Raw genomic sequence first — 25298 nt, 5'->3', positions numbered from 1 at the left:
TAATATGTAAAATTGCATATTATTCTTTTTGAAAAAATTGTTATATTATCTATATATTTGTATTAAAGGATTTTTGTTAAGGTAATGAAAACAAATGGAGGAATAGTATGAGAAAAACAGTATTAGACGCGTATAATGTAGAAAGAGAAGTAGATAACATAACATATAAAAATCTAGTTGTAACGATTGCAAGCATTCTAGGGTTCTCACTCTTAGGGGGATTATTCCTTGCTTTAGCCCTTGGAATTTTTGGAGAAGAGGTATTACGTGCTAATTTAGAGGGATATTATTTACTTCTATTTGATGCAGCTGTTGTTACTATTGTTTTATTTGCTTATAAACCAGTGCTTCATTTTATTAAGAACATATGGGATGTATCTGTTTTAAAAAATGGGAAAACCTACTTGTATTTATTAATAGGTTTTATCATCATTGCATTAACTCAGTATGTAATGTTAGAGTTGTTTAGCTTTGAAAGTGCAGGGCAGCAGCGAGATCAATTAGGGAGCTTAGGACTTCAAAATAGTCTACAAAGTATTATATATGTGTTAAGTGTTGCTATAATTACACCAATTAAAGAAGAAATTTTATATAGAGGTATTTTGTATCGATTTTTTGAAAAGAAATATAGTTTTCTAGTTGGTATCATTATTTCTTCCTTCATCTTTGGGATTCTTCATGGTGGTTTTCCGGTTACGGCAATGATTATGGGGATTGTATTTGCTATGTTATACAAAAAGACGCAATCTATTATACCTAGTATTATTTTACACATTATATGGAACTTACTTGTGAGTATAAGTATGATTGTATCTCTATAAAAATAAATACATAACCAGTATAAAAGATGAATGACTTAGCTATTCATCTTTTATTTTTTTTATATGTGGGAAAAGTTGATGAATACAATCCAAAAAGAACCAAATACTAATGATGAATGAACAAAGAAAGGCGGGTATGTTATATGCAAAACTTAACAGAGCTTGAAGTAGAAAACTTACGTCATTTAATTGGTGGACACGCAACAATTATTAACAAGTTGGAGCAGTATGCACAGACGTGTACAGATCCACAACTGAAACAAATGCTACAAAAGGATGCACAAGATGCACGAAATACGAAACAGCAATTAATGACTTTCCTAGGATAGGAGGAAGTAAAAGATGAATGAAAAAGATATGGTAAATGATTATTTAGCAGGATTGAATGCAAGTTTAACAAGTTATGCAAATTATATTGCTCAGTCTGATAATGAACAGTTACATCAAACGTTAATCCAAATTCGTAATCAAGATGAGGCGCGCCAACGTAATATGTATGAGTACGCAAAGCAAAAGAGTTATTACAAACCGGCAGCACCTGCTAATCCGATGATCGTGCAGCAATTAAAAAGTCAGTTAAGTGCAGAATAATAGGATGAAAAAACGGGCGAAAATAGATTCGCTCGTTTTATTTTTTTGTATGTCAATAAATACATAATAAATATTTTTCCAGTTGTAACAAATATGACGAAAGTGGAATATAACAATTCACAAAAAGGACAAACGCTTTGTTCAATATTTCACAAAGTATCCATGGTTTCTATCGTGAGAACCTCTATAATTAGGAGTGTAAAGAACAAAAGAAATAGATTATATGATCACTTAGGAGAGATTGCTATGAAAAGACATACAAGAAAAATTGCAATTATCGGTACTGGATTAGTTGGATCAAGTTGTGCGTATTCCATTGTAAATCAAGGAATTTGCGAAGAGCTATTATTAATTGATATAAATCATGAACGTGCAGTTGGGGAAGCAATGGATTTATCACATTGCATTAACTTTACAAATACAAGAACAAAAGTATATGCAGGAAGCTATGAAGACTGCAAAGATATGGACATTGTCATTATTACAGCAGGGCCAGCACCAAAACCTGGACAAAGTCGCTTAGATACTTTAGGAGCGAGTGCGAAGATTATGGAAAGTGTTGTTGGTGGTGTAATGGCAAGTGGATTTGATGGTATTTTCTTACTTGCATCGAACCCAGTTGATATTATTACATATGAAGTGTGGAAATTATCTGGATTACCTAGAAATCGCGTAATCGGTACTGGTACATCACTAGATTCTTCTCGCTTAAGAACAATTTTATCTGAAATGCTACATGTAGATCCTCGTAGTATTCATGGGTATTCATTAGGAGAACATGGTGATTCTCAAATGGTTGCTTGGTCTCATGTAACTGTTGGTGGAAAGCCAATTCTGCAAATTTTAGAAGAACAAAAAGAACGATTTGGTGAAATAGATTTAGATGAAATTGTTGAGAAGACTGCAAAAGCTGGCTGGGAAATTTATAAACGTAAAGGAACTACTTATTACGGGATTGGAAATTCTCTAGCATATATTGCGAGTTCAATCTTTAATGATGATCACCGTGTCATTGCTGTATCAGCCATTTTAGATGGTGAGTACGGTGAATATGATATTTGTACAGGAGTACCAGCTATTATTACTAGAGACGGTATAAGAGAAGTTGTAGAACTCAATTTAACAGAGGATGAAGAATCTCGATTCGCAAAATCAAACGATATTTTACGTGATTATATGAAAACAATTGGTTACTAACTTATAGGAGAAGGTGAAACAAATGAAGGAATATATAATGTCTCGTGTATTTAAAGCATCTGCTGGAATCGCACAAGGTATTTTCGTATCCCTCGGAATTGGTTTACTGATCGAAAATATAGGAAGAATTGTTGATATACCATTACTTATTACAATCGGAGTTGTTGCAAAATCACTAATGGCACCGGCAATTGGTGCTGGAATTGCTTTTATGCTCGGTGCAAACGGTCTTGTAATCTTCTCGGCGATGGTAGCCGGAGCGATTGGTGCCGGATCCATTTCGATTACTGAAGCTGGTCTAATTATTAAAACAGGTGAGCCAATCGGTGCATTATTAACAGCAACTTTAGCTGTATATATTGGTAAACGTTTAAGCGGAAAAACTGCGTTAGATATGATGCTCGTTCCATTTGCGGCCATATTAGGTTCTGGTTTAGTAGGCATTTGGTTATCTCATAATATTACTCCTGTTTTAAATGCAGTTGGAGCGTTTATTAAAGATAGCTCAGCTGGTAGCCCATTCATCGCTTCTATCGTCATTGCAGTAGTTTGGGGACTATTACTTATCTCTCCAGCTTCATCAGCTGCGTTAGCAATTGCACTTAGCTTAGACGGTGTTGCAGGTGGTGCTGCTCTTGCTGGATGCGTTGCTCAGTTTATCGGATTCTCTGTCATCTCAGCAAAAGAAAACAATTTAGGTGGCATATTAGCTCAAGCACTTTGTACTCCGAAAGTACAGTTACCAAATATCACTAAAAATCCAATGATTCTCGTCCCAACTGTCGTCGCCAGTGCTATAGTCGGTCCAGTATCAGCATTAATTTTCCAACTGGAAGCAGGAAAGGAAATTGCAGGTCTTGGATTAAGTTCTCTTATCGCACCAATTAATTTAATTTCCAGCCAAGGATGGGAAGTTCTCCCAGCGATGGTAATTACTTATATCGTCATTCCAGTAGCTGTTTCTTATATACTTTACATTGCTCTTAAAAAAGCAGGTCGTATTCATTCTGGTGATATGACTGTACCGCAATCTTAAATTGAAAATCTCCTTAATAATAGATAAAAGCAGACTGAGCCACAGTCTGCTTTTTTATGTTACATTTTATGATTTTGTTTTACTGGAACTTTTATTGGTTCTTTTGCTAATAAGAGCTGAACTCCGAAGTATAGTATGCTTGCAAGTGTCATTCCAGAAACGGCATCTAAAAAGGCATGCTGCTTCGTAAATAGCGTTGATAAAATAATAAGTGTACCGAAGAAAGTAAGGATGTAATATTCAAAAGCATGTTGTTCTCTACGCTTAAAGGCAGCTAACATAATTACAAATGTAGTAAGAACGTGAATGCTAGGGAAACAGTTTACTGGCTGGTCGATACTATAAATATAGCGAACTAGTTCAGAAAATACATCTGTTCCAACGACAGTCGGACGTGGTACAGTTGTTTGCCAAAAATAATAAATAGAAAAACAAGCAAGCTTTCCAAAAATAACACTACTTAAAGTAACATAATATTGCTTTCGGTCAGCAAAACAGTAATAAATAAGTGCGCCGTATAAGTATGGAAACCAAAGTAAATAAGGAATAATAAATGCTTTTACAAATGGAATCCAATCATCTACTACAGTTGTAACGTCTACTGCGTGAACAGTCGATTTATTTAATACGTCGTAAAGGGGACTTACGAGCACGAGTAGAAGTATATAACTTAACGGAAGAAAAGATGAAAGTTTAAATTTCTTCATGTTGATCTCCTATGTTTAGTAATGTAAGTAAATTCAATTGATTATAATATAGAAACGTGAATTGGGCTATCGATTTTACTTACATTTTCTTGAATTAACCTTACGTTTTTGTCACTTGACTAAAAAGAAGGGTGAGGGTGCTAAATGAAGCGTTTATCATATTTTTTAGTTTTTATATTGTTATGCCTAGTAGGTGCTGGGTGTGCAAAGAATAACGAAGGAGAAAAATTAGAATATAACGGAAGAGCACTCGTAATTGGAGTTGTTGGAGAAAAGCCGAAAGATACGTTTAGGAATATAAAGTTTGAGGAAATGAAGTTAGAGGAACTGGAAAAGAAATCTAAGGAAGTAGATGGTTTTCTAATAATGAAAGATCACTTTCAAGAAGCCTCAACAGAGCAATATAAAAATGTATTTTCATCACTAAAGAAACCAGTGTTTTTTATCGGTTTACAAGATAAATCATATTCGATTTTTATTACAAAAGGGATAGAGTATAACAGTGCCCGAAAAGATGTAAATGCTATGTATACGCAAGGGTTTGCGAATATCGGAAGTGGTGAAGGACAACAATGGGCAGTTGGTTTATCGAATGGTGGAAATACAGAAGAAAGTATTCATAATATGTATATCGTCGTATTTCAAACAATTGCAGATTATTTAAATAGATAATGAAGGAGCCTGCAAAAGAGGCTTCTTATTTTTTTATCAAACGTTTGTTTAAGCTGTATGTTCGGTAGGAAGAAACCGATGTAACTCAAGGGTTAACAAAGAAAAATAGAGAATTAATCAAACGTTTGTTTAAACTGTATGTTCGGTAGAAAGAAACTCCTGTAGTTCAAAGGTTAAGAAAGAAAATGGAGAATTAATCAAACGCTTGTTTAAGATATATGTTTGGTGCAGAATCTAAAAAATTTATATATTTATTTTTTTCTTAACAAATGGCGGAAAAATAAGAAAAATTCGCAGGATTATTAAAAATTATCACGAAATAAGTAAAAGTTTAGCGAATAATGGTTTGAAATAATAAAACGTTTTCTATATGATAAAGGTAAAGGTTAGTAAAAAAGTAGGTGAATTTATGACAGTAACATTTTATTCATATCCAAAGTGTGGCACATGTCAAAAGGCAAAGAAATGGTTTGAGGCAAACGATGTAGCATATGAGATGATTCATATTGTTGAAAATCCACCATCAAAAGAAGATTTACGTAATTTACATGAAAAAAGTGAATTACCATTAAAAAAATTCTTTAATACAAGTGGAATGCGTTACCGTGAACTTGGTCTAAAAGATAAGTTGAAAGATGCAAGCGAAGACGAAATGTATGAGCTTTTAGCATCTGATGGCATGTTGATTAAACGTCCAATTGTAACAGATGGAACGAATGTAACACTTGGTTTTAACGAAGAGCAGTTTGAAAGTGTGTGGAAAAAGTACCAATAAGGTATTTTTACATAATTAATACATTCACTGGAGGTACAGTCATGAGCATTCCAAATAATTTACGTTACTCTGAAGAACACGAATGGGTAAAAACTGAAGGTAATGAAGTTGTTATCGGTATCACTCACTTTGCACAAGGTGAGCTAGGCGATATCGTATTCGTTGAACTTCCTGAAGTAGGTGCAACAATCGAAGCTAACGAGCCATTCGGAAGCGTAGAATCTGTTAAAACAGTTTCTGAGTTATACGCACCTGTAAGCGGTAAAGTTGTAGCAGTAAACGAAGAATTAAGTGACCAACCAGAACTTGTTAACGAATCTCCATACGAGGGTGCATGGATGGTTAAAGTTGAACTTTCTGATGCAAGCCAAGTTGAGAAGTTATTAACTGCAGAAAAATATGCAGAAATGACAAACCAAGACTAATTATAGTCGACTAAAGGACAGCCTTTGTGCTGTCCTTTTTTATTTTTTGTGAAATAATGAAATTCAAGTTATATGTAAATAAATAAGCTATTATGAGAAAAACTGTTTTGTGGTAAGGTTTCATAAGTCTTCACAATCTAAACGAGCCGCTTGCGCTTTTCATTGTCCAGCTCCACCTCCTAGCCCTTCATGTCTAAGAACCTTCCGCACGAGAAGACAAAAAGCGTCTTCTGTGCGAAAGAACCTTAGCCAACAGGGCTAAACAGTCGGTTCCGCTTTTCTTTATGATCCAGCTCGAGCGGCTAGATTGTTCGGTGGCTTCGCTTCTTCCTACAAGGCCAAAAGCGCCTTTACGTCAGAAGCTCCATCCCCCCTCACAATCTAAACGAGCCGCTTGCGCTTTTCTTTTGCAAAAATAAACAGGAAACAACATGAAAATAACGAATATACTATATACTAAGTTCAAGGTTGTATAGTATATGGTGATCGGGTGATGACATATGATTTATGTAGAAAAAGTCATTATTGTAGAAGGTACATCAGATAGAAGAAAGATTGAATCTATTATTCGTGAACCGGTGGAAATTGTTTGTACAAATGGTACAATTGGTTTGTCGAAAATGGATGAGCTCGTTGATCAGTTTTTTGATAAGGAAGTGTATGTGCTAGTGGATGCTGATGATGCTGGAGAAAAGTTAAGGAAACAATTTCGAAAAGAATTCCCGCAAGCCGAGCATATCTATATTGATCGCTCGTACCGAGAAGTGGCAACTGCGCCATCTACACACTTAGCAAATGTATTATGGGGAGCCGACATTGACGTTTATACAGAATATTTACGGTAAGGAATGATAGAAGTGATTGATTGGACAGGAGCCGAAGCTACAGCCCTAATAGAGAACGAAGAAAAAACAGTATTATATGTATATACTCCAATGTGTGGAACATGCCAATTAGCAAAAAAGATGTTAACAGTGGTTGAGATGACAATTGAAGATTTGAAAATTGGGATGTTAGATTTAAATTATGCTCCGCATTTAGCAAAAGAGTATGGGATTGAAAGTGTACCTTGTTTACTTGTTTTTGAAAATGGGACACTGATGAAGAAGATATACGCATTTCATTCGGTTGAATATTTATATACGGAATTAAAGTAGGCGGCAAAAATTTTGCCGCCTCGACATATTTCTTGGGAAATATGTCGAGATGCAGGATGGATACAGTATTTGTCGAGCGAAAATAACAGGATTGCTCTTTAGTTAGAGGGAATGGTATGTAATAGAAAGTGATATGAAGGATGTGATTTAGGGTGAGATTATATTCTTTGCTTCAATCATTTGTAAATTACGCTAATGGTCAATATCATTTAGAACCGCTTTTAAGACAAGAAGAAAAAACTGTTAATTTTCGCTTTGGAGATGAAAGTTGTTCGTTACAAATTTCAAGAGATTATATAGAGTTGGTACATGAGGAAAGAGGAACGGAACAAATCATTTGCTTAGATGAAAAGGATATAGAACAATTGGTGAATGGAAATGTACGATTGCAAATGCTAATGAATGATGGACGTGTACAATATTCGGGAACGTACCGAACAATGTTATTAGTGGAATCGATGTTTCATATATGTAAACCGATGTCAGTAGGTGCTTAAAATTCTGAAGTTTCATTTTTTGCGAAAATTTCTGTTGACATGGTGAGTGTATATTGATACAATTCAAGTCATAAAATATAGACAATTTCATAAATTTCAAATCAGACGAAAATTGAATCTGATTTCTCTTATCAAGAGAGGTGGAGGGACTGTGCCCTGTGAAGCCCGGCAACCGTCAACTTATGTTGAAATGGTGCCAATTCCTGCAAAGCAAATGCTTTGAGAGATGAGAGAGAGGGATAATGTTGTTATATACGCATAAAAACCTTTCTGCTTCTCTAAAGCAGAAAGGTTTTTTTATTGTTTGAATGTGGAGGACATTCAAATAATAAAAGTAATGATAACAGTGGACTACACGCATTAAAAATAAAAAATTGCGGAGTCGACCTAAAATCTTTATGAAATCTAGCTCCAGCGGCTAGAACAGTCGGTCGTTTCATCCCTTCCTATGAGGCAAAAAGCGCCTCTACGTCAGGGATTCAAACGCCCTCTTGTTCTAAACGAGCCGCTTGCGCTTTTTATTTAAAAAAGGGGTGATACACCATGATTCTATTAGAGAATGTAAAGAAAATATATAAAGCAAAAAGCGGTGATGTCACTGCTGTAGATAATGCCAATTTAAAAATAGATAAAGGTGAAATATTTGGTGTTATCGGATATAGTGGCGCTGGAAAAAGTTCTTTAATTAGATTGTTCAATCAGTTGGAGAAACCAACTTCTGGCCAAATTACAATTGCAAATCGTGTCATTTCAGCAATTACAGGAAGCGAACTTCGTAAGGCAAGGCAAGAAATTGGAATGATTTTTCAGCACTTCAACTTACTTTGGTCACGAACAGTACGTGAAAATATAGAGTTTCCACTTGAAATTGCAGGTGTTGATAAAGCGAAGAGAAGAAAACGTGTTGATGAATTAATTCATCTTGTTGGATTAGAAGGAAGAGGAGACGCGTACCCATCTCAGCTGAGCGGGGGACAAAAGCAACGCGTCGGGATTGCAAGAGCATTAGCTAATAATCCACAAGTGCTTTTATGTGACGAAGCAACGTCAGCTCTTGATCCGGAAACGACAGATCAAATTTTGGATCTACTATTAGACATTAATAAGCGCCTTGGTTTAACAATTGTACTCATTACACATGAGATGCACGTAATTCGAAAGATTTGTAATCGTGTTGCGGTAATGGAGAAAGGAAAGATTGTAGAAACAGGTCCAGTACTTGATGTATTCCGTAATCCGAAGCAAGATATTACGAAACGATTTGTACAGCAGTTAACAGATTCTGAAGATACAAATGAAACGATTGAAAATTTAATTGAAAAATATCCAGATGGAAAAGTAATTCGTTTGCAGTTTATCGGTGAGGCTGTAGAAAGACCAGTGCTTCAACGATTGATGCAACGTAGTGATATAGAAGTTAGCATTTTGCAAGGAAATATCGCACAAACGAATAACGGTTCTTACGGTAGTTTAGTTGTTCATTTAAATGGTGAAGAAACAGCGATTCAGCAAGCAATAGAAGGAATTCATCAAGATCAAGTAGAGCTGGAGGTGATTGCACATGGATAAGTTACTTGCAAATGTTGATTGGAATCAAATGTTAGAAGCAACTGGTGAAACGTTATATATGACGGCAATCGCAGCTCTTGCGACATTTGTTTTAGGACTCATTTTAGGATTGTTACTCTTCATGACAGCAAAAGATAATTTATGGGAAAACAAATCAATTAATACGGTGATTGGAGCATTCGTAAATATATTCCGTTCTATACCATTCATCATTTTAATTATTTTATTAATCCCATTCACAAAGATTCTTCTTGGAACAATTCTTGGAGCAAGTGCAGCTTTGCCGGCTTTAATTATTGGAGCAGCACCATTCTACGCGAGAATGGTTGAAATCGCACTTCGCGAAATTGATAAAGGTGTAATTGAAGCTTCAAAAGCAATGGGAGCAAAAACAAGCACAATTATTTTGAAAGTGTTAATTCCAGAATCGTTACCAGCATTAGTATCTGGTATTACGGTTACGACAATTGCTTTAGTAGGCTATACAGCAATGGCAGGAGTTGTTGGTGCTGGTGGCCTTGGAACACTTGCTTACTTAGAAGGATTCCAAAGAGGGAATAACGATGTAACAATCGTTGCGACAATTTGTGTATTACTAGTTGTATTTTTAATTCAGTGGATTGGTGATAGTTTAACGACTCGAATAGATAAACGATAATAAAAAACGGGAGGATGCTTCAAATGAAAAAATTGTTACTTACGGCACTTATTTCAACTTCAATTTTTGGGTTAGCTGCTTGTGGCGGGAAAGATAAAGATGAAAAGAAACTTGTTGTGGGTGCTTCTAACGTACCGCACGCTGTTATTTTAGAAAAGGCAAAACCGTTACTTGAGAAAAAAGGAATTGAGTTAGAAATTAAAAAATTCCAAGACTACGTATTACCAAATAAATCGTTAGCGGATAAGGATTTAGATGCAAACTACTTCCAGCACATTCCGTATTTAGAAAAAGAAATTAAAGATAAAAAATATGACTTTGAAGTAGCAGGAAAAATTCATTTAGAACCAATTGGTGTGTACTCTCAAAAGTATAAGAGCTTAAAAGAGCTTCCGGACGGAGCGACAATTATTATGAGTAATTCAGTTGCTGACCATGGACGTGGTTTAGCAATTTTACAAAAAGAAGGTATTTTAAAAATTAAAGACGGAATAGATCCAGTTAAAGCAACTCCAAAAGATATTGCAGATAATCCGAAAAATCTAAAATTCAAAACGGATATCGAGCCTGGTTTATTGCCACAAGTGTATAACAATAAAGAAGGCGACGCTGTTTTAATTAACTCTAACTATGCAATTGATGCAAAGTTAAATCCGGAAAAAGATGCAATTGCAATTGAAGGAAATGATTCACCATACGCAAACATAGTAGCTGTTCGTAAAGGCGATAAAGATAAGAAAGAGATTAAAGCTCTTGTAGAAGTATTGCATTCTAAAGAAATTGAAGACTTCATTAATAAAGAATATAAAGGGGCAGTTGTTCCTGTAAAAGAATAATTGCTGAAAAGGGCTGGTGTATGCCGGCTCTTTTTATAACTACATAACCATTGGGGAGAAGGGGAAATCATATGAAAAAGGTTCTACTGTCAGTTGTTACAGCGTTGTCTGTATTTACATTAGCTGCTTGCGGAGGAAAAGAGGAGAATAAGCTTGTTGTGGGAGCTTCTAACGTGCCACACGCTGTTATTTTAGAAAAGGCACAGCCGATATTAGAGAAAAAGGGTATTAAATTAGAAATTAAAAAATTCCAAGATTATGTGTTGCCGAATAAGGCTTTAGCGGATAAAGAAATTGATGCGAACTACTTCCAGCACATTCCTTACTTAGATAAAGAAATTCAAGAAAAGGGATATAAAATTGTAAACGCAGGAAAAATCCATTTAGAACCTATGGGCATTTATTCTAAGAAATATAAAAGCTTAAAAGACTTACCAGATGGCGGAACAGTGATTATGAGTAATAACGTAGCGGAGCGAGGCCGTATGTTAGCATTGTTACAAAAAGGTGGCGTTATTAAATTAAAAGACGGAGTAGATGTTGTTAAAGCAACAGTAAAAGATGTTGTAGAAAACCCGAAAAACTTAAAATTTAAAACAGATGTTGAACCTGGACTTTCACCGAAATTGTATGAAAATAATGAGGGAGATGCTTTATTTATTAATTCAAACTATGCAATTGATGCAAAATTAAATCCAACAAAGGATGCAATTGCGATTGAAGGATCAGACTCTCCGTATGCAAACATCATTGCAGTTCGTAAAGGTGATGAGAAGAAAAAAGAAATTAAAGAGCTAGTAGAAGTGCTACATTCAAAAGAAATTCAAGATTTTATTAATAAAGAATATAAAGGTGCTGTACTTCCGATAAGTGAATAAATATAAGGAAAGGGCTGGAAAATTACCAGTCCTTTTTTCTTTATATAAATAAGAAGAAAGGTGTATCATAGAAAGATGTGAAGGAAATACTTATATACATTTGTGAAAAAACGGTTACTTTTTTTCGGCGTTTGCGATATCATTTTATTTGATATAAAATTAGAATGAGAATAAAATGAGAATATGAACGTTTTAGGAATTTTTAAAATGTATATATAGGATTAATGGAGGTATTGAGATGGCTGGTTCTACATTAACGGTTAAAGACTTACACGTATCAATTGATGGCAAAGAAATTTTAAAGGGTGTAAACCTTGAAGTAAAAGGTGGAGAAATCCACGCAATTATGGGACCTAACGGAACAGGTAAATCAACTTTATCTTCTGCAATTATGGGTCACCCAAAGTATGAAGTAACAGAAGGTAGCATCATCATCGACGGTGAAGATGTATTAGAAATGGAAGTAGACGAGCGCGCACAAGCGGGTCTATTCCTAGCAATGCAATATCCAAGTGAAATTAGCGGAGTAACAAACGCTGACTTCTTACGTTCTGCAATTAATGCACGTCGTGAAGAAGGCGATGAAATTTCTCTTATGAAATTTATCCGTACATTAGATAAAAACATGGAATTCCTAGAAATGGATCCAGAAATGGCACAACGTTACTTAAACGAAGGTTTCTCTGGTGGAGAGAAAAAACGTAACGAAATTCTTCAATTAATGATGATTGAGCCAAAAATCGCAATCTTAGATGAAATTGACTCAGGTCTTGATATCGATGCATTAAAAGTTGTATCTAAAGGTATTAACGAAATGCGCGGCGAAGAGTTCGGTTGCCTAATGATTACGCATTACCAACGTTTATTAAACTACATCACTCCAGACTTCGTTCACGTTATGATGAACGGTCGTATCGTTAAATCTGGTGGCCCTGAGCTTGCACAACGTCTAGAAGCTGAAGGTTACGACTGGATTAAAAAAGAATTAGGTATTGAAGACGAAACAACAGAGCAAGAAGCGTAAGAGAGGAGCATAAACATGACAATCGGTACATTACCTTTCGATCAAGAAACAATCCGTCAACGCGCAAGCGAAGTAAACGAAGCAGCTTGGTTGACTGAGTTCCGCTTACAAGCTCTTGCACAAGCAACTGAACTTCCAATGCCAACGCCTGATAAAACGAAAATTGACAAATGGGACTTTATCGGAAAAGGCGACGCTGCTAAGCAAGAGCCTGTAAGTTCTTTAACTGAACTTCCAGAAGCAGTGAAAAACTTAATCGATGAAAATAACAGCGTATTAGTACAACGCACTGGTACAACTGCGTTCGTTTCTTTAGCAGACGAAGCAAAAGAAAAAGGTGTTATTTTCACAGACATCGTAACAGCTGCAACTGAGCATGCTGAACTAGTACAAAAGTACTTAATGAAAGACGGCGTGAAAGTAGACGAGCATCGTCTAACTGCACTTCATGCTGCATTAATCAACGGCGGTGCATTCGTATATGTTCCGAAAAACGTTGTTCTTGAAACTCCACTTCAAGCTGTATTCTTAGTAGACGGCGAAGAAGCTAACGTATATAACCACGTATTATTCGTAGCTGATGCGAACAGTACTGCAACTTATGTAGAAAACTATGTTGCAAATGAAAATGCTAAAGGTATTGCAAATATCGTGGCAGAAGTAATCGTGGAACAAGGCGCACAAGTGAAATTCGGTGCGGTTGATCTATTAGCAAAAGACGTAACAACTTACGTTAACCGCCGCGGCGTTGTAGGACGCGACGGCCGTATTGATTGGGCTCTAGGCCTTATGAATGACGGAAACACAATTTCAGAGAATGTTACCAACTTAATGGGCGACGGTTCATATGCTGATACGAAAACAGTAACAATTGGCCGTGGTAACCAAACACAAAACTTTACAACTAAAGTTGTTCACTTCGGTAAACACTCTGAAGGTTGGATTTTAAAACACGGTGTACAAAAAGATAGTGCAACATCTATCTTTAACGGAATTGGTAAGATTGAACACGGTGCATCTAAATCAAATGCACAACAATCTTCTCGCGTTCTTATGTTAGATGAAAAAGCACGCGGTGATGCAAACCCAATTCTTTTAATCGACGAAGATGATGTAATGGCAGGTCACGCAGCTTCAGTAGGTCGCGTAGATCCAGTCCAACTATACTACTTGATGAGCCGTGGTATTCCAAAACGCGAAGCAGAACGTTTAGTCATCCATGGATTCTTAGCACCTGTAGTTAATGAGCTTCCAATTGAAGGAGTAAAGGCACAGCTTGTTGAGGTAATTGAAAGGAAAGTTCGCTAATGAATATTCATGAAATACGCAAACAGTTTCCAATTCTTGATCAAAAAGTGAACGGCAAACAACTTGTTTATTTCGATAGTGCAGCAACTTCTCAAAAACCAATTCAAGTCATTGAAACGTTAGAACGTTACTATAAAGAATATAATTCTAACGTGCATCGCGGTGTTCATACGCTCGGTACGAAAGCTACCGACGCGTATGAAGGTGCACGTGAGAAAGTTCGCAAGTTTATTAACGCGAAATCAATGGAAGAGATTATTTTCACACGCGGAACGACAACTGCATTAAATACAGTAGCAGCTAGCTATGGTCTTGAAAATGTAAAAGAGGGCGATGAAATCGTTATTTCTTACATGGAGCACCATAGTAATATCATTCCGTGGCAACAAGTTGCGAAGAAAACTGGTGCAACTTTAAAATATCTTCCGCTTCAACCAGACGGTACAATTTCTTTAGAAGATGTTCGTCAAACAGTTACACCGAATACAAAAATCGTTTCTATTATGCAAGTATCAAACGTACTTGGAACGATTAACCCTGTAAAAGAAATCGGAGCAATCGCACACGAAAATGGCGCAATTATGGTCGTTGATGGTGCACAAAGTACACCTCACATGAAAGTGGATGTACAAGATTTAAACTGTGATTTCTACGCATTATCTGCTCATAAGATGTGCGGACCTACAGGTATCGGCGTATTATATGGTAAAAAAGAATTGCTGAACAATATGGAGCCAATTGAATTTGGCGGTGAAATGATTGATTTCGTAGATTTACAAGAATCTACGTGGAAAGAGCTTCCGTGGAAGTTTGAAGCAGGTACACCGATTATCGGTAATGCAATCGGACTTGGTGCAGCAATTGATTTCCTAGAAGAAATCGGTCTTGATAATATTGAAAAGCATGAGCATGAATTAGCGCAATACGCTTTAGAAAGACTATCAGAAGTAGATGGCGTTACAATTTATGGTCCAAAGCATCGCGCTGGTCTTGTTACATTTAATATTGAAGACGTACATCCTCACGATGTAGCGACTGTATTAGATGTAGAAGGCATTGCAGTTCGCGCAGGACATCACTGTGCACAACCGCTTATGAAGTGGTTAAAAGCTTCTTCAACAGCACGTGCGAGCTTCTATTTATATAATACAAAAGAAGAAATTGATACATTTGTTGAATCGCTAATCAAGACAAAGGAGTATTTCACAAATGTCATTTAATAATTTAGATACGTTATATCGTCAAGTTATTATGGATCATTACAAAAATCCTCGTAACCATGGCGTGTTAGAAGATAGTGTTACCGTTAACTTGAACAATCCAACTTGCGGCGATCGTATTCAACTTACGATGAAAGTAGAAGAAGGTATTGTGCAAGAGGCGAAGTTTGAAGGTGAAGGATGTTCAATCTCAATGTCTTCAGCTTCAATGATGACACAAGCAGTAAAAGGTAAGAAAATTGAAGAAGCACTTCAGCTTTCGAAAATTTTCTCTGACATGATGCTAGGAAAAGAGTACGATGACAGCATCGATTTAGGAGATATTGAAGCATTACAAGGCGTATGCAAGTTCCCTGCACGTATTAAATGTGCAACATTAGCGTGGAAAGCGTTAGAAAAGGGCTTAAACGAAGATAAGTAATGTTAAAGGTTCCTAAAAACGAGGTTATCTAAGGAGGGACACACCAACATGGCGAAGCAACTGCCAGATATCGGCGATTATAAATATGGTTTCAAAGACAAAGACGTTTCGATTTTCCGTGCTGGACGCGGTTTAACAAAAGAGATCGTTGAAGAAATTTCACGTATGAAAGAAGAACCACAGTGGATGTTAGACTTCCGTTTAAAATCACTGGATAAGTTCTACGAAATGCCAATGCCACAATGGGGCGGCGACTTAAACGACTTAGATTTCGATGAAATTACGTACTACGTAAAACCATCTGAGAAATCTGAGAAGTCTTGGGATGAAGTACCTGATGAAATTAAAGCAACATTTGATAAATTAGGTATTCCAGAAGCTGAGCAAAAATATTTAGCTGGTGTATCTGCACAGTACGAATCTGAAGTTGTATACCACAACATGAAAGAAGACCTAGAAGCTCTAGGAATCGTCTTCAAAGATACAGATAGCGCATTAAAAGAGAACGAAGATATTTTCCGTGAGCATTTCGGAAAAGTAATCCCACCAACAGACAACAAATTCTCTGCATTAAACTCTGCAGTTTGGTCTGGTGGATCATTCATCTACGTTCCAAAAGGTGTTAAAGTTGATACACCACTTCAAGCGTATTTCCGTATTAACTCTGAAAATATGGGACAATTCGAGCGTACGCTTATCATCGTAGACGAAGGCGCACACGTACACTACGTAGAAGGTTGTACAGCACCTGTTTACACGACTAACTCACTTCACAGTGCGGTAGTAGAAATCATCATTAAGAAAGATGCATATTGCCGTTATACAACAATCCAAAACTGGGCGAACAACGTATACAACCTAGTTACAAAACGTGCGGTTTGTGAAGAAAACGCAACGATGGAATGGATTGACGGTAACATCGGATCTAAATTAACGATGAAATACCCAGCAGTTATCTTAAAAGGCGAAGGCGCTCGTGGTTTAACATTATCTATCGCGATTGCTGGTAAAGGCCAACACCAAGATGCTGGTGCGAAAATGATTCACTTAGCACCAAACACGTCTTCAACAATCGTTTCTAAATCGATTGCGAAGCATGGTGGTAAAGTAACTTACCGTGGTATCGTACACTTCGGACCAAAAGCGAAAAACTCTCGCTCTAACATCGAGTGTGACACGTTAATCATGGATAACCAATCTACATCTGATACAATTCCTTACAACGAAATCAAAAACGATTACGTTTCACTTGAGCACGAAGCGAAAGTATCGAAAGTATCAGAAGAACAATTATTCTACCTAATGAGCCGCGGTATTTCTGAGCAAGAAGCTACAGAAATGATCGTAATGGGCTTCATCGAGCCATTCACTCGCGAACTTCCAATGGAATACGCAGTTGAAATGAACCGCCTAATCAAGTTTGAGATGGAAGGTTCTATCGGTTAAATAGAAATGCGGAGCCGACTGTTCAGACCCGTTGGCTAAGGTTCTTTCGCACAGAAGATGCTTTTTATCTTCTCGTGCGGAAGGTTCTTAGACATGAGGGTCTAGGAGGCGAAGCTGGACATATTTAAAGTGGAAGCGGCTCGTTCAGAATGTGAGGGGGATGGAGGAGCTTCTGACGTAGAGGCGCTTTTTGCCTCATAGGAAGAAGTGAAGCCACCGAACATTCTAGCCGCTGGAACTGGATAATATATGTATGAAGAAAGCGTCCTGCTGTGCAGGGCGCTTTTTTGTTTTGCGGATTTGTCTTGGCTTGGGAGAGGATACCCGGGTGGGTGTTCAGCTAAATATATCAACGATTTTTCAAATATATCGATCATAAACGGGAATATATCAACGATTATTTCAATATATCAACGTTTCGACAAGGAATATCGATCTGTCGACAAGATAAGACAAAAGAAAATCCTCACATACCCCAAATATTTTATAAGAACAGAGAACGACTAGGTTTAAGACAAAGATACTGACAAATCCACTTGAACAACCACCCACTGAATTCTCTATTAAACTTTTTGACAAATCCACCCCTCCCTCCACTATCTGGAATTCTTTCCTGCATTAGCAAAAGTTTCTCATATAAAAAGGACAATCTTTTGCTTTTTCTCACAATGCGAGTACAATGTAAAATAGCAAGAAAAGACGAAAAGTATTTACAGGATTATTGTGTGCGCATAGCGTAAATGGCAGTAAGGAACTGAGAGGAGGTTTTTTCTCTGAATACAAATAAAGAAACAATCATCCACCTTTATCATACAAACGATATACATAGTCATTTTGAAAATTGGCCGCAAATTTCTCGGTTTGTTCTAGGGGAGAAAAAGCGAAGACAGGAAGCGGGAGAGACGGTTTTGACGATTGATATCGGCGATCATGTGGATCGTTTTCATAGTATTTCGGAAGCGACAAATGGGCTTGGGAATACGAAGCTTTTAAATGAGGCGTTATATGATTATGTAACGATCGGAAATAATGAAGGCATTACGTTAGCGAAAGAGCATTTAAATCGGCTCTATGATGATGCTGGATTTGAAGTACTTGTCGCAAATTTATTTGAAAAAGAAGGTGTACGTCCATCATGGGCAAAGCCTTATAAATTACATACAACGACAGATGGGATTACGATTGCTTTTATCGGGTTAACTGTTGCGTATCCAGAGTTTTATCAAATGCTCGATTGGCATATTGAAGATCCGCTTATCCATTTAGAGTCTATTTTAGAAGAAGTGAGAGATGAAGCTCATATAACAGTTGTCCTTTCTCACCTTGGAAAAAGTATGGATGAGTATATGGCAGAGCATTATGATATAGATGTTATTTTAGGGGCACATACGCATCATTTATTTGAGCGTGGTGTTCTAATGAATAATACTTTACTTTGTTGCTGTGAAAAGTGGGGACGTTACGTTGGGCACGTGCAGCTTACTGTGGATAAAGAGACGAAGAAGCTGTTGAAAAAGGACGGTAGAGCGATTAAGACGGAACGGTTAGGTGCTTATAGCGAGCCGTTATCCACAATTCAAATACTGCAGGAAGAAAGTAAGCATATAATGGCAGAGCCTGTCGTTCATTTAAAAGAGTCATTACAGGTTGATTGGTTTCATGAGACGCCGTTTTCTTATATGTTAGCAAGTGCGCTGAAAACATGGTGCGGTGCAGAAATTGGCATGGTGAATGCTGGTGTACTTCTTGAAGGGTTAGAAGAGGGTGTCGTAACGCGCGGAGATATTCACAGAATTTGTCCACATCCAATTAATCCGTGTGCTTTGAAAGTTCCAGGAAAGATATTAAGAGAAGTTATTTTGAAAGCACGTAAGCCGAATATGGAGAATCTTGAGGTGAAAGGATTCGGATTTCGTGGGAAAGTGATGGGGAAAATGATTTACGCGGGTGTAGAAGTAATTCCAGATACGATTCCTGGGAATAAAATTTTACTCGAAGATGTATTAATTAACGGGGAATCGCTGGAATTAGATCGTATATATACAGTAGGAACAATTGATATGTTTACATTTGGCTACTTATACCCAGAGCTATCCACACTTTCTGACAAACAATATTATATGCCAGAACTACTTAGAGATGTGTTAACAGATATGTTAATAACTTATACTTCTTCCGTTAAACTATAGGCTAGTTAACTTGTAACACTCATTTTTCTCTTGTCATACAGATAAGAAAGAGAGGAGTGTGAACTATGGTTAATGTGGAGCCAATTATAATTGATAATTATACGTTTATTGCGGTTAGCGTGAAACTTCCAAAGACAAATTTGCTAGCTGTAATGAGCGATAAAGGATATATTATGTGTGGTGCATTAGATGTAGGTCTTTTAAATGAGAAGTTAGGTGATCGAGGAATTATTGCTGGCCGTGCGGTTGGTGTAAGAACGATTGAACAACTTCTTGAAGCGCCGCTAGAATCGGTAACGACTGGAGCTGAAGCATTAGGCATTCCAGCAGGAACGATTGGAAAAGAAGCATTATTAAAAATGAGATAAGCATATATCGTCCCTCCTTCTTGCATAGAAATGATATAAGAAGGAGGTTTTTTTATGAGTATATTTCGCTCGAAAAACTCGCGGTTTCGAAGGGGACCTATTGCCTTTCGGTATATACTGCTTATGTCGTTTATTCTTTTTATTATATTACTTACGCAAGGGTTGTGGATTGTGAATAATAATATTCAGCCGACCTTAATTAAATATGGGGAAGTAGAGACGCATAAAATGGCGACGGCAATTATGACGAAGGCAGTAAAGGATCGAATTAATGAAGGATTCGATGTAGATTCATTAATGAAAGTACAGAATGATAAAAACGGAAAAGTATCTACAATTAATTTAAATACAAAGCAAGTAAATGAAATCGTAACGTCAACGACCACGTACATAGAAAAATATTTGCAGCAAGTAGAACAAGGGAAGTTGAAGGAGCTAGGTATTTCTGAAAAAAACGGGGCGACTATGGCAGTTCCTTTTGGGCGTGTAACTGATAATGCGCTTCTTGGTAATATAGGACCAGATATTCCGATTCATTTCACGCCAATTGGGCATGTGAATACAGATATTAAACAAAAAATTGAGCCGCATGGGATTAATACTACAGCAATTCAAATTGTTATGGAAATGGAAGTAACATTGCAAGTAATTATTCCATTTCATACGAAAGAGATAACGGTGAAACAAAATGTTCCGATTGCGACGCGTATCGTTCAAGGGGAAGTGCCTACGTATTATGGAAGTGGAAGTGTTGCTGTACCTGATAAAAAGAAAACAGATAGTTAGTTGTAAATAAAGTGAAACCCGGATCAGCCAGGTTTTTAATGGATAAAAAATAACCGTAGCAATGCAGCTACGGTTATCGTTTTGTATTTGCTCGTTCTTTGCGTTCCCAAAGGCTTAAATGCATGTATGGATCGAAGGCCCATTCTGTATAGCCATTGTCTTTATATATGCCAAAATGTAAGTGGGGCGGAAATTTTCCGGCTGTACCAGGAGGTCCATAACCAGTGCTACCAACAAATCCGATTACTTTCCCTGGCTCAACAATTTGTCCAAGCTGTATTTCTTTTGAGAACCCGCCTAAATGAGCGTAATAATGGTAATTGTTATGAAGGTCGCGAATACCAATGCGCCATCCACCAAGGCGGTTCCAACCTTTCGTTTCAATAATGCCATAGCAAGTCGATCTTACTGGCACGCCATATCCGGCGAAAATATCTGTTCCTTCATGAATCCTTCTGCCGCCAAAACTTCTTCCAGCGCCGAAAGTACTACGGTAGCTATGGTCACTACGGATCGGAAGAGGAAAAGCATTTCCCTCTAAATTAATACGGCCATAATGTTTATAAATTTGGGCATATTCGCTAATTAAATCAACTGTTTTTGCACGTCTATAATATTCCCAGAGCATAATTTTAATACGGTCTTCTGACGTTCCTTGTTTCCTTAAAATAGTCGCTGCGGTATGCAGAAGATCACGGTCGCTATTTGCATTTGCAAATCCATCTTTGTCACCATCTAAACCTATTCCGCCAAATAGAGAAATTGTATGGGGGAGAGTATCGTTACTATTAATAGGTCCAGCCCATATTTCTGGTTTGAAATAAAGGGAAATGATGGCATCTGGTTTTTTCGGAATATCTTTTCTTACGCTCCGTATATTTCTTTCATATTGATCCATTGCAGCTAAGTAATACCATGGAATGCCTGAAGACTGCTCGGTTTCTTTATATAGTGCCATGCGCTTTTCGTATATGCTTTGCTGATTATCTTCACCGTAAGCGATGTTTTGGTGGAGAAGAAAACAAATAGAAAGCAAAAGAGAAATTTTTCGAAGCATGAAATAGACTCCTTTCACAACATCACTCTTTTTAGTGTGGGATATACGGAGTATTTCATTATAGGGAACGATTGGAAAAAATCTTAGAATCTTCATTTGAGCAAATCGCTTTCATACGTTAGAATAGATATGTTACATTGAAAGAAGCGAACACGGTAAACTATTTCATATTGTGCGGAGTTGATAACCATGACAAAACAAACAGAATATAAGCGCAAGCCCGAATGGTTGAAAATTAAGTTAAACACGAATGAAAACTATACAGGCTTAAAGAAAATGATGCGTTCTAAGAATCTTCATACCGTTTGTGAAGAGGCAAAATGTCCGAATATTCATGAATGCTGGGCTGTAAGAAAAACAGCAACATTTATGATTTTAGGTGCGGTTTGTACACGTGCTTGTCGTTTTTGTGCGGTTAAAACAGGCTTACCAACTGAGCTTGATTTACAAGAACCAGAACGCGTAGCAGATTCAGTAGTACAAATGGGCTTAAAGCACGTTGTTATAACAGCGGTTGCACGTGATGATTTAAAGGACGGGGGAGCAGCTGTTTTTGCTGAAACAGTACGCGCAGTACGTCGTAAAAACCCATTCACGTCTATCGAAGTATTACCATCTGATATGGGTGGAGTAGAAGAAAACTTAAAAATGTTAATGGATGCAAAACCAGATATTTTAAACCATAACATTGAAACAGTACGTCGATTATCTGACCGAGTTCGCGCTAGAGCAAAATATGAACGTTCATTAGAGTTTTTACGTCGAGCGAAAGAAATGCAGCCTGATATTCCAACTAAATCGAGCATTATGGTGGGCTTAGGTGAAACGAGAGAAGATTTAATTGAAGCAATGGATGACTTACGTGCAAACAATGTGGATATTTTAACTCTTGGGCAATACCTACAACCATCTAAGAAGCATTTACCAGTTCTTAAATATTACCCACCAGCAGAATTTGCAGAGCTTAAAGAAATTGCACTTAGCAAAGGATTTAGCCACTGTGAAGCTGGCCCACTTGTGCGTTCTTCTTACCATGCGGACGAGCAAGTACGTTCTGCAAAAGAAAAAACAGCAGAAGCTAAATAATGAAAAAAAGAGAGCTAATGATTAGCTCTCTTTTTGTTTGTACTCTAAAACGGTATTTGGACATGTTAATAAAATCTTTTTTAATTCTTCTGTGGATAATTCAATTGTAAATTCAGGAACACCAGGTGTAATTAAAATTTTATCGTACGTATAAATAGCGTTATCCACAATAATTGTTACATCGTGTGAATATCCGAAAGGAGCCACACATCCCGGCGTACAACCAGTTTTGTCTCGCAGTTCATCAGGAGAACAGAGAGATAAGCGTTCTCCTGATAGTTCTTTCATCTCTCCCCGGTTGAGCCTTGTGCCCTCTAACGTAAAAAATACGTAATAATCTCCAGACTTTGATTTTAAAAATAAGCTTTTACTTGGAGTGCCTTGTAAGCCAAGTCTCTCGCGTACGATCCGATCGGTCTCATAATCGAGTACTGGTTCGTGTTCGAATTTTTCATAAGAAACATTTGTTTTATGTAGTAAAGCAAGTACGTCTTCGTACATATGAAATGATACCCCTTTCTATTGTTAGAACAGTCTCTTCTCGTGGCGTCAACTGAATGTTTTGGAAAGGGATATTACTTGGACGATGCTTCCCATAAGCGTTTTATGATACATTGTTCGTCGATTGTAATTTCGTAAATATCAGGATTCGTTAGAGTTCTCCATTCATTAAAGCCAATCGTATGATCAAAATGCTTTAAAATGAGCGTAAGTAAATTGCCATGTGTAACAAGTAGTGTTGTCGTATGGTTTAATTGTAAAACGTCTTGAATAAGCGATAGGGCCCGGTCTGTTGCTTGTTTTGTTGACTCTCCGCCTGAAAAGGCAATATCTATATTTGTAAAAGTAGATTCTAGTTTTTGCATCCAATCATCCATTGGAATGTTGCTCAATATGCGTTCAGTTAATCGTTCATCTTCTTGGATAGATAAGTTAGCTTGGAGCGCATAGGGCCGAATGGAATCGATAGCTCGGACAAATGGGCTTGAAATAATATGATCGATTTGTAGATGATTTTCTAAGAGGAATATAGCAAGGGTGTTTGCTTGGTCTTTTCCATCGGTCGTTAATTCATCATCACGTTTTTGCCCAATTGCTGAACAATGTCGTATTACAATAATTTTCTTCATAATTCATCCCCATCTTTCAAGTTGACGCTATATACTTCGACAAATGTAGAAATAATTCCTTTTTATTGGAAACAGCATATTGATTTAAATATGTGGAAAAGTAATGTGGATAATGAACATTTGAGGTGCAATCATGAATAAAATGATATGTATTGTATTTAGTCTTTGTTTTTTTATACACTTGTCCACAACTTATGCAGAGTCGAATCAAAAACTAAATTATCCAAGCAATCGAAATAAGTCATTTGTGAGTGAGGATGTTTTTTATAAACAGTTAGATAAGAAAATCTATAAAGAATACAATAATGCAGCATATAGTGTTCGGAAAAAAATCTTATTTAAAGAAGTGGCTGATGAGGAATTTTCTTTCCTACAAAAAACAACCATGGGTTGTCGGAGTAGTGTGATGCTTCAAGATTTTTTTGTTCATCCTGATCGCCAAGTTTATTTTTTCGCTTCCTTTTCTCAAAATGAAGTAGAAGAGTTTCATAAGTACATCGTTATAGATGCAGAAACAAAGAGGGAGCTGCAAGAAGGAAAAAGCTATCACCATTGCGACAATCCATAAAAAATAACCCACCAATCGGTGGGTTATTTTTTACTCCGGCACACTCATTAATTTCGCTTTCATCTTGCGAATAAGAACGACAGCCCCAATTGTGAAGAGAAGGGTAATTCCTTCGGCAACAAAGATATTGATTGTTTTTGTTTGGTAAAGTGCCGCGAAAAAGTCTACAAATGCGTGGAATAGTATAGCGTATACTAGGAAGATATATTTCTTCTGTTTGACTGCGTATAAAACAAGCATTGTAAAGGCGATTTGAAGCACGAGTGCCATAATTCTTTCTAAGCTACCAAGGAAGTATAAGTAGGCAGGTTGCTGAATTAACATGTCCTGTAAAATGCTAAGCTCGGGTTTTTGTTCAATCAGTCGAGCGAAGCTACCATCGTTAATAGAATTAGCAAAGATTAATGCTTGTAATGCAGAAAAACCGCCAATTAAAATAGATTCAATTCCGCCGTGACCAATTCCATAAGCGAAGCCATCTTTATATTCTAGATATTTTTTTAGTAAGAAGAAGAAGGCAACGAAGCGTCCTAATTCTTCAAAAATACCAGCAGTCAATCCGCCATAAATTGCGAAGACAAACGGATTTTCTAAAAATGGAGCGATTGTTGGATTACCGCGCATAAATAGGTGGAATGGTGTTTCAAGAATTTGGGTGAATCCGATAAAGATAAGAACACCAACGCCGACCACTTTCCAATTCATATTATATTTTTTACGGAAATAAACGAGTACGATAATTGGGACCAGAATCGAGACAATGAGTTGAAAAATGATGCTGGCAATTACAGTATTTGAAACCATACTTTCACCGCTTTCTAATATATGTACATATCTATTATGCATGAAATAGGGGAGAGATGAAACTTTTAGAAA

General features: G+C 36.9%; 30 protein-coding genes and 1 riboswitch. Of the genes, 25 read left to right on the top strand and 5 right to left on the bottom strand.

Features of this window, described 5'->3' with window-relative positions; genetic code table 11:
• The first annotated feature begins 107 nt into the window (after positions 1 to 107).
• From ACTL4X_RS25280 to ACTL4X_RS25260, 5 genes are all read left to right on the top strand, one after another.
• A complete protein-coding gene (locus ACTL4X_RS25280) occupies positions 108 to 821 on the top strand; it encodes a CPBP family intramembrane glutamic endopeptidase (RefSeq protein ID WP_063246383.1) in 714 nt (237 codons plus the stop codon).
• 143 nt (positions 822 to 964) lie between these two features.
• Positions 965 to 1150: a hypothetical protein gene (locus tag ACTL4X_RS25275; RefSeq protein ID WP_001180555.1), complete on the top strand. Its 186-nt coding sequence runs from the start codon at positions 965 to 967 to the stop codon at positions 1148 to 1150.
• 13 nt (positions 1151 to 1163) lie between these two features.
• Positions 1164 to 1412: a spore coat protein gene (locus tag ACTL4X_RS25270; protein ID WP_001002981.1), complete on the top strand. Its 249-nt coding sequence runs from the start codon at positions 1164 to 1166 to the stop codon at positions 1410 to 1412.
• Between the two features lie 246 nt (positions 1413 to 1658).
• On the top strand, positions 1659 to 2609 hold the full coding sequence (locus ACTL4X_RS25265) for an L-lactate dehydrogenase (protein ID WP_000820648.1): 951 nt from the start codon (positions 1659 to 1661) through the stop codon (positions 2607 to 2609).
• Positions 2610 to 2631: 22 nt separating this feature from the next.
• The gene (locus ACTL4X_RS25260; protein ID WP_000666172.1) at positions 2632 to 3645 is read left to right on the top strand and encodes a PTS transporter subunit IIC; all 1014 of its coding nucleotides are present in this window, start codon (positions 2632 to 2634) and stop codon (positions 3643 to 3645) included.
• Between the two features lie 59 nt (positions 3646 to 3704).
• Here ACTL4X_RS25260 and ACTL4X_RS25255 read toward each other — a convergent pair whose 3' ends face one another.
• Complete coding sequence (locus ACTL4X_RS25255; protein WP_000713769.1) at positions 3705 to 4352, bottom strand: phosphatase PAP2 family protein; 648 nt, start codon at positions 4350 to 4352, stop codon at positions 3705 to 3707.
• Positions 4353 to 4496: 144 nt separating this feature from the next.
• Between ACTL4X_RS25255 and ACTL4X_RS25250 the strand changes: the two genes are divergently transcribed.
• The 18 genes from ACTL4X_RS25250 to yunB all read left to right on the top strand — a co-directional run bounded on the left by ACTL4X_RS25250 (position 4497) and on the right by yunB (position 20581).
• Positions 4497 to 5024, top strand: a complete 528-nt coding sequence (locus ACTL4X_RS25250; protein WP_017674515.1) for a hypothetical protein — start codon at positions 4497 to 4499, stop codon at positions 5022 to 5024.
• A gap of 409 nt (positions 5025 to 5433) precedes the next feature.
• Entirely contained in the window at positions 5434 to 5799 is a 366-nt protein-coding gene (locus ACTL4X_RS25245) for an arsenate reductase family protein (protein WP_000218968.1), read from the top strand.
• Between the two features lie 41 nt (positions 5800 to 5840).
• The gene (gcvH, locus tag ACTL4X_RS25240) at positions 5841 to 6224 is read left to right on the top strand and encodes a glycine cleavage system protein GcvH (RefSeq protein ID WP_000026897.1); all 384 of its coding nucleotides are present in this window, start codon (positions 5841 to 5843) and stop codon (positions 6222 to 6224) included.
• A 500-nt stretch (positions 6225 to 6724) separates the two neighbouring features.
• A complete protein-coding gene (locus ACTL4X_RS25235) occupies positions 6725 to 7069 on the top strand; it encodes a toprim domain-containing protein (RefSeq protein WP_000640870.1) in 345 nt (114 codons plus the stop codon).
• A gap of 3 nt (positions 7070 to 7072) precedes the next feature.
• Positions 7073 to 7381 carry a thioredoxin family protein gene (locus tag ACTL4X_RS25230; RefSeq protein ID WP_002008881.1) on the top strand — a complete coding sequence of 103 codons (309 nt, stop codon included), beginning with the start codon at positions 7073 to 7075 and terminating at the stop codon, positions 7379 to 7381.
• 152 nt (positions 7382 to 7533) lie between these two features.
• Positions 7534 to 7878, top strand: coding sequence for a hypothetical protein (locus tag ACTL4X_RS25225; RefSeq protein ID WP_001242139.1), 345 nt, complete (start codon positions 7534 to 7536; stop codon positions 7876 to 7878).
• 125 nt (positions 7879 to 8003) lie between these two features.
• Positions 8004 to 8111: riboswitch (SAM riboswitch) on the top strand.
• A 310-nt stretch (positions 8112 to 8421) separates the two neighbouring features.
• Positions 8422 to 9447: a methionine ABC transporter ATP-binding protein gene (locus tag ACTL4X_RS25220; RefSeq protein WP_078386052.1), complete on the top strand. Its 1026-nt coding sequence runs from the start codon at positions 8422 to 8424 to the stop codon at positions 9445 to 9447.
• Entirely contained in the window at positions 9440 to 10105 is a 666-nt protein-coding gene (locus tag ACTL4X_RS25215) for a methionine ABC transporter permease (RefSeq protein ID WP_000359401.1), read from the top strand. Before ACTL4X_RS25220 ends, ACTL4X_RS25215 begins: the two co-directional genes overlap by 8 nt.
• 23 nt (positions 10106 to 10128) lie before the next feature.
• Entirely contained in the window at positions 10129 to 10941 is an 813-nt protein-coding gene (gene metQ, locus ACTL4X_RS25210; protein WP_000735099.1) for a methionine ABC transporter substrate-binding lipoprotein MetQ, read from the top strand.
• A gap of 71 nt (positions 10942 to 11012) precedes the next feature.
• Complete coding sequence (metQ, locus tag ACTL4X_RS25205; protein ID WP_151640307.1) at positions 11013 to 11819, top strand: methionine ABC transporter substrate-binding lipoprotein MetQ; 807 nt, start codon at positions 11013 to 11015, stop codon at positions 11817 to 11819.
• Between the two features lie 238 nt (positions 11820 to 12057).
• A complete protein-coding gene (gene sufC / locus ACTL4X_RS25200) occupies positions 12058 to 12843 on the top strand; it encodes a Fe-S cluster assembly ATPase SufC (RefSeq protein WP_000929160.1) in 786 nt (261 codons plus the stop codon).
• A 15-nt stretch (positions 12844 to 12858) separates the two neighbouring features.
• On the top strand, positions 12859 to 14151 hold the full coding sequence (sufD, locus tag ACTL4X_RS25195) for a Fe-S cluster assembly protein SufD (protein ID WP_000152167.1): 1293 nt from the start codon (positions 12859 to 12861) through the stop codon (positions 14149 to 14151).
• The gene (gene sufS, locus ACTL4X_RS25190) at positions 14151 to 15371 is read left to right on the top strand and encodes a cysteine desulfurase SufS (protein WP_001020767.1); all 1221 of its coding nucleotides are present in this window, start codon (positions 14151 to 14153) and stop codon (positions 15369 to 15371) included. Before sufD ends, sufS begins: the two co-directional genes overlap by 1 nt.
• Complete coding sequence (sufU, locus tag ACTL4X_RS25185; protein ID WP_000009523.1) at positions 15361 to 15792, top strand: Fe-S cluster assembly sulfur transfer protein SufU; 432 nt, start codon at positions 15361 to 15363, stop codon at positions 15790 to 15792. Before sufS ends, sufU begins: the two co-directional genes overlap by 11 nt.
• A gap of 48 nt (positions 15793 to 15840) precedes the next feature.
• Entirely contained in the window at positions 15841 to 17238 is a 1398-nt protein-coding gene (gene sufB / locus ACTL4X_RS25180) for a Fe-S cluster assembly protein SufB (protein WP_001118827.1), read from the top strand.
• A 773-nt stretch (positions 17239 to 18011) separates the two neighbouring features.
• Positions 18012 to 19427: a bifunctional metallophosphatase/5'-nucleotidase gene (locus ACTL4X_RS25175; protein ID WP_318826087.1), complete on the top strand. Its 1416-nt coding sequence runs from the start codon at positions 18012 to 18014 to the stop codon at positions 19425 to 19427.
• A 65-nt stretch (positions 19428 to 19492) separates the two neighbouring features.
• Complete coding sequence (locus tag ACTL4X_RS25170) at positions 19493 to 19795, top strand: YunC family protein (protein ID WP_000248466.1); 303 nt, start codon at positions 19493 to 19495, stop codon at positions 19793 to 19795.
• A 54-nt stretch (positions 19796 to 19849) separates the two neighbouring features.
• Positions 19850 to 20581 carry a sporulation protein YunB gene (yunB, locus tag ACTL4X_RS25165; RefSeq protein ID WP_000021800.1) on the top strand — a complete coding sequence of 244 codons (732 nt, stop codon included), beginning with the start codon at positions 19850 to 19852 and terminating at the stop codon, positions 20579 to 20581.
• 73 nt (positions 20582 to 20654) lie between these two features.
• On the opposite strand, the gene ACTL4X_RS25160 is transcribed toward yunB, so the two are convergent.
• On the bottom strand, positions 20655 to 21638 hold the full coding sequence (locus ACTL4X_RS25160) for a M23 family metallopeptidase (protein WP_000944663.1): 984 nt from the start codon (positions 21636 to 21638) through the stop codon (positions 20655 to 20657).
• Between the two features lie 189 nt (positions 21639 to 21827).
• Between ACTL4X_RS25160 and lipA the strand changes: the two genes are divergently transcribed.
• Entirely contained in the window at positions 21828 to 22724 is an 897-nt protein-coding gene (gene lipA / locus ACTL4X_RS25155) for a lipoyl synthase (RefSeq protein WP_000166372.1), read from the top strand.
• 21 nt (positions 22725 to 22745) lie between these two features.
• Here the strand turns inward: lipA and ACTL4X_RS25150 are convergent, their stop codons facing one another.
• Positions 22746 to 23225, bottom strand: a complete 480-nt coding sequence (locus tag ACTL4X_RS25150) for a YbaK/EbsC family protein (RefSeq protein ID WP_000272746.1) — start codon at positions 23223 to 23225, stop codon at positions 22746 to 22748.
• Positions 23226 to 23299: 74 nt separating this feature from the next.
• Complete coding sequence (locus ACTL4X_RS25145; protein WP_441394965.1) at positions 23300 to 23854, bottom strand: histidine phosphatase family protein; 555 nt, start codon at positions 23852 to 23854, stop codon at positions 23300 to 23302.
• 133 nt (positions 23855 to 23987) lie between these two features.
• Between ACTL4X_RS25145 and ACTL4X_RS25140 the strand changes: the two genes are divergently transcribed.
• Complete coding sequence (locus ACTL4X_RS25140; RefSeq protein ID WP_001038433.1) at positions 23988 to 24422, top strand: hypothetical protein; 435 nt, start codon at positions 23988 to 23990, stop codon at positions 24420 to 24422.
• A gap of 30 nt (positions 24423 to 24452) precedes the next feature.
• On the opposite strand, the gene ACTL4X_RS25135 is transcribed toward ACTL4X_RS25140, so the two are convergent.
• Complete coding sequence (locus tag ACTL4X_RS25135; protein WP_002164635.1) at positions 24453 to 25268, bottom strand: YhfC family intramembrane metalloprotease; 816 nt, start codon at positions 25266 to 25268, stop codon at positions 24453 to 24455.
• Positions 25269 to 25298: the final 30 nt, after the last annotated feature.

It is taken from the genome of Bacillus sp. RE35 (assembly GCF_052146655.1).
Taxonomy (GTDB): Bacteria; Bacillota; Bacilli; order Bacillales; family Bacillaceae_G; genus Bacillus_A; species Bacillus_A cereus.
Note: the sequence above shows the minus strand (reverse complement) of the source record. Positions and strands in the feature narration are given on the sequence as shown.

Coding starts and splice junctions, on each gene's coding strand:
- ACTL4X_RS25280 (WP_063246383.1), top strand. CDS start 108: ATGAGAAAAACAGTATTAGACGCGTATAATGTAGAAAGAGAAGTAGAT.
- ACTL4X_RS25275 (WP_001180555.1), top strand. CDS start 965: ATGCAAAACTTAACAGAGCTTGAAGTAGAAAACTTACGTCATTTAATT.
- ACTL4X_RS25270 (WP_001002981.1), top strand. CDS start 1,164: ATGAATGAAAAAGATATGGTAAATGATTATTTAGCAGGATTGAATGCA.
- ACTL4X_RS25265 (WP_000820648.1), top strand. CDS start 1,659: ATGAAAAGACATACAAGAAAAATTGCAATTATCGGTACTGGATTAGTT.
- ACTL4X_RS25260 (WP_000666172.1), top strand. CDS start 2,632: ATGAAGGAATATATAATGTCTCGTGTATTTAAAGCATCTGCTGGAATC.
- ACTL4X_RS25255 (WP_000713769.1), bottom strand. CDS start 4,352: ATGAAGAAATTTAAACTTTCATCTTTTCTTCCGTTAAGTTATATACTT.
- ACTL4X_RS25250 (WP_017674515.1), top strand. CDS start 4,497: ATGAAGCGTTTATCATATTTTTTAGTTTTTATATTGTTATGCCTAGTA.
- ACTL4X_RS25245 (WP_000218968.1), top strand. CDS start 5,434: ATGACAGTAACATTTTATTCATATCCAAAGTGTGGCACATGTCAAAAG.
- gcvH (WP_000026897.1), top strand. CDS start 5,841: ATGAGCATTCCAAATAATTTACGTTACTCTGAAGAACACGAATGGGTA.
- ACTL4X_RS25235 (WP_000640870.1), top strand. CDS start 6,725: ATGATTTATGTAGAAAAAGTCATTATTGTAGAAGGTACATCAGATAGA.
- ACTL4X_RS25230 (WP_002008881.1), top strand. CDS start 7,073: ATGATAGAAGTGATTGATTGGACAGGAGCCGAAGCTACAGCCCTAATA.
- ACTL4X_RS25220 (WP_078386052.1), top strand. CDS start 8,422: ATGATTCTATTAGAGAATGTAAAGAAAATATATAAAGCAAAAAGCGGT.
- ACTL4X_RS25215 (WP_000359401.1), top strand. CDS start 9,440: ATGGATAAGTTACTTGCAAATGTTGATTGGAATCAAATGTTAGAAGCA.
- metQ (WP_000735099.1), top strand. CDS start 10,129: ATGAAAAAATTGTTACTTACGGCACTTATTTCAACTTCAATTTTTGGG.
- metQ (WP_151640307.1), top strand. CDS start 11,013: ATGAAAAAGGTTCTACTGTCAGTTGTTACAGCGTTGTCTGTATTTACA.
- sufC (WP_000929160.1), top strand. CDS start 12,058: ATGGCTGGTTCTACATTAACGGTTAAAGACTTACACGTATCAATTGAT.
- sufD (WP_000152167.1), top strand. CDS start 12,859: ATGACAATCGGTACATTACCTTTCGATCAAGAAACAATCCGTCAACGC.
- sufS (WP_001020767.1), top strand. CDS start 14,151: ATGAATATTCATGAAATACGCAAACAGTTTCCAATTCTTGATCAAAAA.
- sufU (WP_000009523.1), top strand. CDS start 15,361: ATGTCATTTAATAATTTAGATACGTTATATCGTCAAGTTATTATGGAT.
- sufB (WP_001118827.1), top strand. CDS start 15,841: ATGGCGAAGCAACTGCCAGATATCGGCGATTATAAATATGGTTTCAAA.
- ACTL4X_RS25170 (WP_000248466.1), top strand. CDS start 19,493: ATGGTTAATGTGGAGCCAATTATAATTGATAATTATACGTTTATTGCG.
- yunB (WP_000021800.1), top strand. CDS start 19,850: ATGAGTATATTTCGCTCGAAAAACTCGCGGTTTCGAAGGGGACCTATT.
- ACTL4X_RS25160 (WP_000944663.1), bottom strand. CDS start 21,638: ATGCTTCGAAAAATTTCTCTTTTGCTTTCTATTTGTTTTCTTCTCCAC.
- lipA (WP_000166372.1), top strand. CDS start 21,828: ATGACAAAACAAACAGAATATAAGCGCAAGCCCGAATGGTTGAAAATT.
- ACTL4X_RS25150 (WP_000272746.1), bottom strand. CDS start 23,225: ATGTACGAAGACGTACTTGCTTTACTACATAAAACAAATGTTTCTTAT.
- ACTL4X_RS25145 (WP_441394965.1), bottom strand. CDS start 23,854: ATGAAGAAAATTATTGTAATACGACATTGTTCAGCAATTGGGCAAAAA.
- ACTL4X_RS25140 (WP_001038433.1), top strand. CDS start 23,988: ATGAATAAAATGATATGTATTGTATTTAGTCTTTGTTTTTTTATACAC.
- ACTL4X_RS25135 (WP_002164635.1), bottom strand. CDS start 25,268: ATGCATAATAGATATGTACATATATTAGAAAGCGGTGAAAGTATGGTT.